Genomic DNA, 11,401 nt, shown 5'->3' with positions numbered 1-11,401 from the left:
CAAGCAACTAGTTTGTCGACGAGGTCGACGGAAATCGGAGTGGACCATGGGCATCGAAGACGACGCCGTCGAGATCCGCGCCCACGGCTGGCGCACGCTCGCCGCGCTGCACGGCCTCATCGAGGCGGCCCTCGAGCGCGCGCTCCAGGGCGGTGCCGAGCTCTCCGTGATCGAGTTCACGGTGCTCGACGCGCTCAGTCGCCAGCACGGCTGGCACATGCGGATGCAGCAGCTCGCCGGCGCGACCGCGCTCAGCAGCAGCGCAACGACCCGGCTCGTCAACCGGCTCGAGGATCGCGGCCTGCTCACCCGCATCCTCTGCGCCGACGACCGCCGCGGAATCTACACCGAGCTCACCGCGACCGGCCAGGCCCTGCTCGCGGATGTCCGCCCCCTCTACGACGACACACTCGCGACAGCCCTCGCCGAGGCCGAGGCAAAACCCGAACTGGCCCCGCTCGTCGAGGCCCTGCACCGCGTCCCCGACACCGTCCCCGTGGCATAGCTCCTGCAGATTCCGGAAGACCGGATGCCCGGCCCCGGAATTCCGCGGAACTGGCCGAGCTGGAAATCAGCAGGACGATCGGCATCCGCTCAGAGGCTGGGGGAGTGGGATTCCAGGAACTGGTAGACCTCGGTCTGGTCGACGCCGGGGAAGGTGCCGGTCGGGAGGGCGGCGAGCAGGCTCGTCGGGGTACGCGCGGCCGGCCAGGCCTGGCCCGCCCAGCGCTCGGCGAGTTCGTCGGGGGCGCTGCGGCAGCAGCTCTCGTCCGGGCAACGGGAGACGGCCCGGTTGTTCGTCTCGCGGCCGAGGAACCACTTCGTCTCCGAGAACGGCACGCCGACGCTCACCGAGTACTCACCTTCCTTCGCCTTCGCGATGCGGGAGGTGCACCAGAAGGTGCCGGACGGGGTGTCGGTGTACTGGTACCAGGGGCTGAACCGGTCGGCGACGTCGAAGACCGTGCGAGCGGTCCAGCTGCGGCAGACCGTCGTCCCTTCGACGGCGCCGAGGGCGTCGCTCGGGAACCGCACGGAGTCGTTCTCGTATGCCTTGATGATCGTGCCGGACTCGTGCACCTTCATGAAGTGCACCGGGATGCCGAGCCGGGCCGTCGCGAGGTTCGTGAACCGGTGCGCGGCCGTCTCGTAGGACACCGCGAAGGCGTCGCGGAGATCCTCCATCGAGATGTTGCGCTGCGCCTTGGCCTCGGTCAGAAGTTTCACGGCGTCGTCCTCCGGCAGCAGGATCGCCGCCGTCAGGTAGTTGGTCTCGACCCGCTGCCGGAGAAATTCCGCATAACTTGTCGGCTCCTCGTGCCCGCAGAGTGCGCTCGCGAAGGCCTGGAGGATCGGCGAGCGAGTGTCCCGGGATGCGCTCTGCTCGATCGGCAGGTAGATACGGCCGTTTCGCTTGTCGGTGACCGATCGCGTCGAGTGAGGCAGGTCCGCGACGTAGTGCAGGGAATAGCCGAGGTGCGCGGCCATGTCGGCGACGACCCGCTGCGGCACCGGCCCGCCCCGGTGGCCGACCGCGCCCAGCAGCCCGGCCGCCTGGGCCTCGAGCTCGGGGAAATAGTTGTCCCGCGCGCGCATGATGCCGCGCAGTTCCGCGTTGGCCCGCCGCGCCTCCTCTGGCGTCGCCGCCCGCTCCCGGTGCAGACGCTCGATCTCGTGGTGCAGGGTGAGGATCGTCTGCAGCGCCTCATCGCTCGTTGACCGGCCAATCCGGATGTGCGGCAGCCCGAGGGCGGTGAAGACCGGCCCCCGCTGGGCCCGTTCCACGGCGATCTCGAGGGCGGCACGCTCCGAGGGCGCCTCCGTCTTGAGCAGCTCGTCGACGGTCGTGCCGAGCGCGGTCGCGATCGTGCGCAGCATCGACAGGCGCGGCTCGCGTTTGCCGTTCTCGATCATCGACACCTGCGACGGCGCCCGCCCGACGGCGGCGGCGAGGGTGTCGAGGGTCATCCTGCGGGAACCCCGCAGTTCACGGATGCGCCGGCCGAGAGTCAGGGCGTCGATCCCGTGCTCGTCGGGTTCCGGCTGGGACAGGGCGGTGCGCAGGGAGGGATCGGCGGTGATCATCGCACCATGTTCACACGGTGCAGAACTTCACGCAAGCAGAAGAACTTCATTTCTTCTGTCATTCCAGGAGGGGTTCGGGTCGCTCAACCACCGCAGAGTAGGTGTCACAGGCAAGCAATGACGCAAACCCAAGGAGACAGCATGACCGAGAACGCAGCCCGCCCCGGCGACCAGACCCAGACCGCCGCCGAACTCGCCCTCGAGTGGGCGGCCGACGCACGCTGGAACGGTATCCGCCGCGACTACACCGCGGAGGATGTCATCAGCCTTCGCGGCTCGGTCCGCGAGGACCGCACTCTCGCCCGCCGCGGCGCCGAGAACCTCTGGAAACTCATCCACCAGAACGGCACGGCGGAGAACCCCGAGTGGGTGCGCGCCCTCGGCGCCCTCACCGGCAACCAGGCCGTGCAGCAGGTGCGCGCCGGCCTCAAGGCGATCTACCTCTCCGGATGGCAGGTCGCCGCCGACGCCAACCTGTCCGGCCAGACCTACCCCGACCAGTCGCTCTACCCCGCGAACTCCGTCCCCTCGGTCGTGCGCCGCATCAACAACGCGCTGCTCCGTGCCGACCAGATCGAGTCGAGCGAAGCAGCCGCGAACGGCGGAACCGGCACCGGCATCGACTGGCTCGCGCCGATCGTCGCCGACGCCGAGGCCGGCTTCGGCGGCCCGCTCAACGCCTACGAGCTCATGCAGTCGATGATCGAGGCCGGAGCGGCCGGCGTGCACTGGGAAGACCAGCTCGCGAGCGAGAAGAAGTGCGGCCACATGGGCGGCAAGGTCCTCGTCCCGACCGGCCAGCACATCCGCACCCTGAACGCCGCCCGTCTCGCAGCGGATGTCGCCGGCGTGCCGACGATCATCATCGCGCGCACCGACTCCCTCGCCGCCACGCTCATCACGAGCGACATCGACGAGCGCGACCAGGAGTTCCTCACCGGCGGGCGCACCGCGGAGGGCTTCTACGACACCCAGAACGGCATCGACGTCGTCATCGCCCGCGGTCTCGCATACGCGCCGTACGCCGACCTGCTCTGGGTCGAGAGCTCGGAGCCCGACCTCGAGCTCGCGCAGCGCTTCGCCGCCGAGATCCACGCGCAGTTCCCCGGCAAGAAGCTCGCATACAACTGCTCGCCCTCGTTCAACTGGAAGTCGCACCTCGACGACGCCCAGATCGAGGCGTTCCAGCGCGAGCTCGCGAAGGCAGGCTACGCCTTCCAGTTCATCACCCTCGCCGGCTTCCACGCCCTCAACCACTCGATGTTCACCCTGGCCAAGGACTACTCCGAACGCCAGATGAGCGCATACGTCGAACTCCAGGAGGCCGAATTCGCCTCCGAGGCAGACGGCTACACCGCCACCCGCCACCAGCGGGAGGTCGGCACCGGCTACTTCGACAAGATCGCCACCGCGCTCAACCCCAACAGCGCGACGCTCGCCCTCGTCGGTTCCACAGAGGCCGAGCAGTTCTAACCCGATTTACGCCCTGACCCGTCTCACCCCGAGCGGATGCGGCCACCCGGCCGGCCGCATCCGCTCACCGCCCCGAACACCTCGACCTCACCCTCCAGAAGGAGAAACCCCATGAATTCCCCCCTGGCGACGACCGACACGGTCGCCCCGACCACGAACACCGGCAGCTTCGCCATGATCCAGCCGCACCTCGAGGTCACCGGAGACCTCGGTGCCCGCTACGACGAGATCCTCACGCCCGCTGCGCTCGACTTCGTCTCCGAGCTGCACGACCGCTTCGCGGGCACCCGCCACGACCTGCTCGCGACCAGGCTACGGAAGCGCGTTGACGCCGCCAACGGGCGCGACCCCGGCTTCCTCACCGAAACGGCGCACATCCGTCGCGACCCGAGCTGGCGCGTCGCCGGCGCGGGCCCCGGCCTCGAAGACCGCCGCGTCGAGATCACCGGCCCGACGGACCGGAAGATGGCCATCAACGCGCTCAACTCCGGTGCCAAGGTCTGGCTCGCCGACCAGGAGGACGCCACGAGCCCCACCTGGGCCAACGTCATCGAGGGCCAGATCACCCTGTTCGACACCGTCCGCGGGCAGCTCGACTTCACGAGCGCAGAGGGCAAGGAGTACACCGTCACGGGAGACGCGACCGGCGCGACCCCGACGATCGTGATGCGCCCGCGCGGCTGGCACCTCGTCGAGAAGAACATCAGCTTCGTCGACCGGGCGAACCGCACGATGAGCGCCTCCGGCAGCCTCGTCGACTTCGGACTGTACTTCTTCCACAACGCCCAGCGCCTGATCGAGGGCGGCAGCGGACCGTACTTCTACCTGCCGAAGCTCGAGAGCCACCTCGAGGCCCGGCTCTGGGACGACATCTTCAGCCACTCCGAGGACGCGCTCGGCCTGCCGTACGGCACGATCCGCGCGACCGTGCTGATCGAGACGATCCAGGCCGCCTTCGAGATGGAGGAGATCCTCTACGAACTCCGCGACCACTGCGCGGGCCTCAACGCCGGCCGCTGGGACTACATCTTCAGCATCATCAAGACCTTCCGCGCCCGCGGGCGCCGGTTCGTCTTCCCCGACCGCAAGCAGATCACGATGACCGTGCCCTTCATGCGCGCGTACACCGAGCTGCTCGTCTCGACCTGCCACGGCCGCGGCGCGTATGCCATCGGCGGCATGAGCGCCTTCATCCCGAACCGGCGCGACCCGCTTGTCACGGAACGGGCACTCGAGCAGGTTGCTGCGGACAAGAAGCGCGAAGCCGGCGACGGTTTCGACGGCACCTGGGTCGCCCACCCCGACCTGATCCCGACCGCCCAGGCCGAGTTCGATGCGGTGCTCGGCGACCGGCCGAACCAGCTCGACCGCACCCGCGACGACGTCAGCGTGACCGCCGCGGAACTGCTCGACGTCGCATCCGTCGGCGGGCAGATCACCACCGCCGGCGTGCGCGACAACATCACGATCGGGCTGCGTTACATCGAGTCCTGGCTGCGCGGCGTGGGGGCCGCGGCGATCGACAACCTGATGGAGGACGCCGCGACCGCGGAGATCTCCCGCTCGCAGGTGTGGCAGTGGATCCACGACAACTCGGTCACCGCCGAGGGCGTGCGCATCGACGGACCGTGGGTGGACGGCCTGGTCGCCGAGGTGTTCGCCGGCCTGCCCCGCACTCCCGGTGACCGCTTCGACGACGCGTTGTCGGTCTTCCGCACCTCGGCGCTCGAGCCCGAGTTCCCGACCTTCCTCACCGTCGGCGCATACGCCCGCTACCTGTAGCGGTCCGTCCCACCTCCGCGAAAGCGGGTGAATCGTCGTTCTGACCGCTGGTTAGCGACGTTTCACCCGCTTTCGCGGGCCGACGGGGTCGGTAGGGTGGGGACGTGATATCGATACGAACGGCGGGGGCGGCGGATGCCGGGGTGCTCGCCGAACTCGCGGCTGCGACCTTCGCGCTCGCGTGCCCTCCTCACACGACCCACGAGGCGATCGCGGCCTTCGTGCGCGACGTTCTCTCGGAGTCGAACTTCGACGCCTACCTCGCCGACCGCGGGCGGATGCTGTTCCTCGCCGAAGACCCGGAGACCGGTCTTCCCCTCGGCTACACCATGCTGATCTTCGGCGAGCCCGGTGACCCTGAGGTGCTCGCGGCCATCGGCATCCGCCCGACCGTCGAGCTCAGCAAGTGTTACCTGCGCGCCGAAAGCCACGGGCGTGGAGCGGCCGCAGCGCTCATGACGGCGACACTCGACGCCGCGCGGGATCGCGGCGCGCGGGGCGCCTGGCTCGGGGTGAACCAGGAGAATGCCCGGGCCATCCGTTTCTACGGGAAGCACGGCTTCGCGCGGGTCGGCACCAAGCACTTCCTGGTCGGCGACCGGTTCGAGGACGACTTCGTCCTCGAACGCGCCCTCTGACCCGGCGGCTCAGGCCGAGGGAACCGGGGCGGGCGCCTTCGCGGCCTTGACGTACTCGTAGGCGGCCAGAGCCGCGCGCCGGGTCTCGCCGAGGTCGACGAGCGGAGCGGGGTAGGCAGCCGTGCCGATTTCGGGCACGTACTCGCGGATGTACTCCCCGTGCGGGTCGAACCGCGCCGCCTGCAGTTCGGGGTTGAACACCCGGAAGTAGGGTGCAGCGTCCGCGCCCGATCCGGCGACCCACTGCCAGCCGAACGGGTTGCTCGCGCCGTCGGCATCGACGAGGGTATCCCAGAACCAGCGCTCGCCCACGCGCCAGTCCACCAATAGATTCTTGGTGAGGAATGAAGCGGTGACCATGCGTACCCGGTTGTGCATACTCCCGGTCTGCCACAGTTCGCGCATCCCGGCGTCGACGAGCGGAATGCCGGTGCGGCCCTGTTGCCACGCCTCGAGCACGCGGTCATCGAGCGGGGGCCACGGGAAGCGGTCGAACTCGCGCTTGAGATTCTCGGTCGCAAGCTCGGGTGCGTGGAAGAGCACGTGATAGCTGAACTCCCGCCAGCCGAGTTCGGTGAGGAACCGCTGCGCGCTCGACGCGGTGGCGGCATCCGCCCCGCGGAGCACCCGCTGGGTGGCGTGCCAGACCTGGAACGGGCTCACTTCGCCCCAGCGAAGCCGCGGCGACAGGCGGCTCGTCGCGGTCTGGGCGGGGGCGTCCCGTTCGTCTGCGTAGCGCGCGAGCGACTCACGCAGGAACGTGTCGAGCGCCTCGGCGGCGAAAGCCTCGCCCGGCTGCCAGGCGGCACGGAGCCCGGCGGCCCAGTCCGGGCGGGTGGGCAGGAGGCCCCAGTCCTCGAGCCGGTCAGAGGGCAGTGTTCCCGACCCGTCGTCGATCGATTCCGGCGCCGGGTATGGCTCGCGCGGGGGCGGCCCGGCGACGCACGCCCGCCAGAACGGCGTGAACACCGAGTACGGGTTGCCCTGTCCCGTGCGGATCGTCCACGGCTCGAACAGCAGCGAACCGGCGAAGCTCCGGGCCTCGACGCCGTCGGCGTGCAGCCCGGCCTTGATCGCGGTATCGACCGCGCGCTCCGCAGCCCCGTAACGGCGGTTCCAGAACACGGCCCCGGCTCCCGTGGATGCCGCAAGCGTGCCGATCACATCGGCCGCCGGTCCGCGCCGGAGCAGCAGGCTCCCGCCGAGTGCCTTCAGTGATTCGCCAAGCGCATGGAGGCTGCCGTGCAGCCACCAGCAGGACGCCCCGCCGAGCGGCCGGACACCCGGGGAGTCCTCGTCGAGCACGTAGACCGCGACAATCGGCAGCCCGCGTTCGACGGCCGCGTGCAGTGCCGGGTTGTCGGCGAGGCGGAGGTCGTCGCGGAACCAGACGATCGTCGGCCCGGTGCCCGAGGCTGGGCTCACGCGCCCGTTCCCGAGACTCCGACATCGGAGATGCGGAGCACGATCTTGCCGCGGGTGTGGCCCTCTTCGATCAGGCGGTGAGCGGCCGGGCCTTCCGCGAGTTCGAAGACGTGGTCGATGTGGGGCCGCACCGCGCCGTCGTCGATCATCTTCGTGATCCAGTCCAGGGCATCCGCGTCGGCAGCGACCTTGAATCCGGTTGCCCGCACGCCGGCGGCCTCGGCGTCCGCCTGCAGGGTCGGCCAGCTGCCGCTCGGCGCATTGACGAGCACCCCGTCGGGCCGGAGGATGCGGAGCGACCGCGTGCCGGTGTCGTCGTGCACATTGCCGATCAGGTCGATCACGGAGTCGACGTCGGCGAGCACCTCGTCGAAGCGGATGCTCGTGTAGTCGATGACCTCGTCGGCGCCGAGCTGGCGCAGGAACTCGGCGTTGCGGGGCGAGCCGGTCGTGATCACGTACGCGCCGAAGGCCTTGGCGATCTGGACCGCGAAGTGGCCGACGCCGCCGCTGCCGGCGTGGATCAGCATCCGCTCGCCCGGGGTCACCTCGGCGATGTCGACGACCATTTCCCACGCGGTCAGCGCAGCGACAGGCACGGCGGCGGCTTCGATGTGGCTCAGCGTCGACGGTTTGCGGGCGACGCTCATGCTCGAGACGGCGACGTACTCGGCGTAGCTGCCCGTCGTGCGGGGGAAGCGGGTCATGCCGTAGACCTCGTCACCGGGCTGCAGAGGGAAGGCCTCGTACGGCGAGCTCACCACGATTCCGCTGAAGTCGTAGCCGAGCACGGCGGGGAATGCCGGGATTGCCGCCGCCACGCCAGAGCCGGCCCGGGTCTTCGCGTCGATCGGGTTGACGCCCGCGGCGACGACCCGCACGATGAGCTCGTCGAGTACGGGGATCGGCGTCGGCACGGTGTCCAGGTGTAATTCCCCGGCCGCGCCGGTGCGGTCGATGACGAGGGCACGCATGGTCGGGGGCACGTTCGTTGCATTTCCCATGAGTCCATTGTCTCCCGGCGGGCACCGGGTGGACAGCCTGAGAAACCGTCGGCCACCGGCCGGATTCGGTTAGCTACGTGACTCGATCTGGGGGTGCGAAAACGACGGATGTGCCTCACCTTGGGGGCTTGGAGGTCTGGATTTGCCCTGTCGCGCCGTCGTAGTCTGTCCACATAAAGGGGGACCGAAGTCCTCATTTAGGGGGACCGTTCGAGTCGAGCTCCACCGGGTGACCGGCGTGGCTTTGGCCTGTATTCGGTGACCCGTTGCCCGAGTGGAGTTTCGCGCCGCACCCGAAGTGGCGCGATCCTTCCCACCCGGGCAACGAACGAACTGTCCTTCCCACATTGGTCGGCCGAATCTCGGCCTGCAACTACCCTGATGCCCGTCGCGGCGTCGAAAAGGATCCATCATGAACAAGCTTCTCAAAGGCTCCCTCGCTGGCGCGGTCGGCGTGGCGCTCCTCCTCGGCGGTGCGGGCACCTTCGCCTCGTGGAACTCGACGGTGACCGCTGGTGGCGCTGCGACGATCGCGGCCGGCACCTTGTCCGTTACCGAGCCGACGCCCGCCGCGCCCGGAACCTGGACGAGCACGGTGGGAACGAACGCGCCGGTCCCGATCACGAGCATCGCGGCATACAAGGCAGTCCCCGGTGATGTTCTCACCTACACCAAGGTGCTCAACATTTCAGCCACAGGCGACAACCTGAAGGCGACGCTGTCCCTGAGTGGGGCCGCGATCACTGCGACGTCGTCGAGCACATTCGACACGAAGCTGGCGACGGCACTGAGCAGCAGCGCCGCCCTCACCGCCAACTTGACCGCCGTTACCGGTGGATACTCGGTCGTCAAGGGAGCGACAACCGTGACGGTCACAGCGACCATCACCTGGCCATTCGGCACCTCCGTCGACAACTCCGCCCAGGGCGGTTCCGTAAATCTCAGCAACTTCTCGGTCCTCCTGACCCAGATCTAGTCGGTCCCGCCGGTGCGTCTGGTCTCGGCCAGACGCACCGGCTTCCTAGCCTCAGAAACACTGTTGGTCGATGAATTGGGGTGCACATGTTTCCCCTCCAAACGTCTTCCCGCATGGTTCGGATCCAGTCAGTCCTTCGAAAAGGCCTGCGAGCCGCGACGCGTGTCCCCTCTTTTCGGACCATCGTCTCGACCGCGGTCTCTGTGGCGGCCGCGATCTGCCTTGCGGTCCTCGGCGCTGGTGGCTCATACGCATACCTCAATGCGAGTGCCCCGGTGTCTGCGGCCACGACCATCAAATCCGGCACCGCGACCCTGACCGTGTCCACTCTCACCCTGCCGACCAGCGTGCTCTACCCGGGCGTCACGGTCAGTGCCCCGGTCACCGTCACCAACGTCGGTAACGTTCCGCTCGCACTCCGGATCGCCGGATTCACTCCGCCGGTTCCGGCGACGACCCTCTCGGCGTCCCTGAGCATCGGCCTCTTCGTCGGTACCTGCCCGGTCGCGCCTGCCCCGACCTGGACCGCAGTCCTCAACACCACCCCGGTCGTCACGAGTCTGGGCAAGACCCTCCCCGTCGGCGGGTCCACCACCCTCTGCGTCTCCGTCACCCTGCCGCTGTCCGCCCCTGCCACGGCCCAGGGCCTCTCCGCCGCGAACTTCGGCATCGTCATCGACGGAATCCAGGCCTGAGCCATGTCCACCGTGCAGCGCCGCGCTCCTCGCATCCGTTCGCCCAAACGGATGCTGGCGCTCGCGTTCACCCTCTTCCTTACCCTGGCAGGCACGAGCGTCGCCCAGGCGAGCTGGACCGCGCCGGGGGTGACCGCAATCGCGTCCGTCACGGCCGGCAGCCTGGCCGTCACGCAGACCGGTTTCGACACGCTCGCCGTCCTGTATGACTCGAGCACGCTGTCGGTCACCAAGGTCGTGACCGTTACGAACAAGGGGAACATCCCTGCGCCGTACACGCTGACGCTGACGGCTCCCGCGACGACACTCGCGACCGGCGTCGACCTGCAGACCTGGCCCGTCGCCTCGGCGGCGTCCTGCTCGACCGGGGCGACCTCTACCAGTCCCACCGGCCAGCACTGGACCTCGGCACTGACCTTCTCCGGCAGCGGCGCGACCGCGCTCGCCGTGGGAACGTCCGCATACTTCTGCGTGCGCAGCACGATCACGCAGGCGCAACGCTTCGCACTCGTCGGTATCTCCGCAGTGCCGACCGTCACCCTCACCTCGAGCGTCGGCAACTGGGCGATCGCCCCGCTCGCCATCTACGCGACCCAGACGGTCGCGAACACCCTGACACCCGGCGCGCCCACTGCAACCACGACGGACCACACGGCGACCCTGACCTGGGCCAAACCCGCCGACACAGCAGCCATCATCACCTACCAGGTCTTCCGCAACGGGACCCTGATCGGGACGACGACGGCGCCCACGGTGACCTACACCGACACCGGGCTCGACGTCGGCACGGCGTACAGCTACACGGTCAGGGCCCTCGATGCGGCCGGCGATGCCTCGCCCCTGTCCACAGCTGCAGTCATCGCGACCGCCGGCCCCAATTCCGGGGCCTGGTACAAGGTCAAGAATGCGACGACCGGACTCTGCATCGACGGCGAGAACCAGTCGACGGCGGCCGGAACTGCGATGATCAGCTTCGGCTGCAAGTCGACCGGTTTCGACAACCAGTCCTGGAACTTCTCGAACCCTGCCGGTGTGTCTGCGGTGAAGGCGAAGTACGCCCCTCAGCTCTTCTGGGATACCGGCAGGGGCGCCGCCGCCGGCCTCGCCGCACAACTCCAGAATGCCGGGACCTCGAACCAGAGCTGGCGCATCACGGCCGTCGGGGCTGTTGGAAGCGGTACCTACCGCTTCGTGAACGACAGCGGCCAGTGTCTCGACGTCAGCGGGCAGACCACCGCAACGAACAACATCCAGCTGGAGCAACAGCCGTGCGGTGTTCTCGGGCTGGCCAGCCAGACCTTCACCATGACGTGGGTGGGCTGA

The 11,401-nt window shown here is 68.7% G+C and carries 10 protein-coding genes; 7 read left to right on the top strand and 3 right to left on the bottom strand.

The genetic code is table 11. The features are described from left to right. The first annotated feature begins 46 nt into the window (after positions 1 to 46). Positions 47 to 505, top strand: coding sequence for a MarR family winged helix-turn-helix transcriptional regulator (locus tag E3O46_RS10930; protein ID WP_134561687.1), 459 nt, complete (start codon positions 47 to 49; stop codon positions 503 to 505). A gap of 89 nt (positions 506 to 594) precedes the next feature. Here E3O46_RS10930 and E3O46_RS10925 read toward each other — a convergent pair whose 3' ends face one another. Continuing rightward, entirely contained in the window at positions 595 to 2,085 is a 1,491-nt protein-coding gene (locus E3O46_RS10925; protein WP_134446713.1) for a helix-turn-helix transcriptional regulator, read from the bottom strand. A gap of 141 nt (positions 2,086 to 2,226) precedes the next feature. Between E3O46_RS10925 and aceA the strand changes: the two genes are divergently transcribed. From aceA to E3O46_RS10910, 3 genes are all read left to right on the top strand, one after another. Beyond that, positions 2,227 to 3,558 (top strand): isocitrate lyase, encoded by a 1,332-nt coding sequence (gene aceA / locus E3O46_RS10920; protein ID WP_134558065.1) that lies wholly within the window; start codon positions 2,227 to 2,229, stop codon positions 3,556 to 3,558. A 111-nt stretch (positions 3,559 to 3,669) separates the two neighbouring features. Next, positions 3,670 to 5,340, top strand: a complete 1,671-nt coding sequence (gene aceB, locus E3O46_RS10915; protein ID WP_370294671.1) for a malate synthase A — start codon at positions 3,670 to 3,672, stop codon at positions 5,338 to 5,340. A gap of 104 nt (positions 5,341 to 5,444) precedes the next feature. Further along, entirely contained in the window at positions 5,445 to 5,978 is a 534-nt protein-coding gene (locus tag E3O46_RS10910; RefSeq protein ID WP_198413583.1) for a GNAT family N-acetyltransferase, read from the top strand. 9 nt (positions 5,979 to 5,987) lie between these two features. Here E3O46_RS10910 and E3O46_RS10905 read toward each other — a convergent pair whose 3' ends face one another. Together E3O46_RS10905 and E3O46_RS10900 are read right to left on the bottom strand one after the other, a co-directional pair. Then, a complete protein-coding gene (locus E3O46_RS10905; protein ID WP_134446717.1) occupies positions 5,988 to 7,403 on the bottom strand; it encodes a cryptochrome/photolyase family protein in 1,416 nt (471 codons plus the stop codon). Then, a complete protein-coding gene (locus tag E3O46_RS10900) occupies positions 7,400 to 8,407 on the bottom strand; it encodes an NADP-dependent oxidoreductase (RefSeq protein WP_241975176.1) in 1,008 nt (335 codons plus the stop codon). The genes E3O46_RS10905 and E3O46_RS10900 overlap by 4 nt, the downstream gene beginning before the upstream one ends. A 412-nt stretch (positions 8,408 to 8,819) precedes the next feature. Here E3O46_RS10900 and E3O46_RS10895 point away from each other — a divergent pair, with 412 nt between their 5' ends. The 3 genes from E3O46_RS10895 (at position 8,820) to E3O46_RS10885 (ending at position 11,401) form a co-directional block, all read left to right on the top strand. Next, positions 8,820 to 9,383: an alternate-type signal peptide domain-containing protein gene (locus tag E3O46_RS10895; RefSeq protein ID WP_134446719.1), complete on the top strand. Its 564-nt coding sequence runs from the start codon at positions 8,820 to 8,822 to the stop codon at positions 9,381 to 9,383. A gap of 203 nt (positions 9,384 to 9,586) precedes the next feature. Then, entirely contained in the window at positions 9,587 to 10,078 is a 492-nt protein-coding gene (locus E3O46_RS10890; protein WP_134558063.1) for a hypothetical protein, read from the top strand. Positions 10,079 to 10,081: 3 nt separating this feature from the next. After that, complete coding sequence (locus E3O46_RS10885) at positions 10,082 to 11,401, top strand: RICIN domain-containing protein (RefSeq protein ID WP_134446723.1); 1,320 nt, start codon at positions 10,082 to 10,084, stop codon at positions 11,399 to 11,401.

Source organism: Cryobacterium glucosi (assembly GCF_004402235.1).
GTDB classification, from domain to species: domain Bacteria; phylum Actinomycetota; class Actinomycetes; order Actinomycetales; family Microbacteriaceae; genus Cryobacterium; species Cryobacterium glucosi.
This window is presented reverse-complemented; position numbering and strand designations above follow the sequence as displayed.

Bases quoted from the DNA above. Each gene is read 5' to 3' on its own strand.
- E3O46_RS10930 (WP_134561687.1), top strand. From the start codon at position 47: ATGGGCATCGAAGACGACGCCGTCGAGATCCGCGCCCACGGCTGGCGC.
- E3O46_RS10925 (WP_134446713.1), bottom strand. From the start codon at position 2,085: ATGATCACCGCCGATCCCTCCCTGCGCACCGCCCTGTCCCAGCCGGAA.
- aceA (WP_134558065.1), top strand. From the start codon at position 2,227: ATGACCGAGAACGCAGCCCGCCCCGGCGACCAGACCCAGACCGCCGCC.
- aceB (WP_370294671.1), top strand. From the start codon at position 3,670: ATGAATTCCCCCCTGGCGACGACCGACACGGTCGCCCCGACCACGAAC.
- E3O46_RS10900 (WP_241975176.1), bottom strand. From the start codon at position 8,407: ATGGGAAATGCAACGAACGTGCCCCCGACCATGCGTGCCCTCGTCATC.
- E3O46_RS10895 (WP_134446719.1), top strand. From the start codon at position 8,820: ATGAACAAGCTTCTCAAAGGCTCCCTCGCTGGCGCGGTCGGCGTGGCG.
- E3O46_RS10885 (WP_134446723.1), top strand. From the start codon at position 10,082: ATGTCCACCGTGCAGCGCCGCGCTCCTCGCATCCGTTCGCCCAAACGG.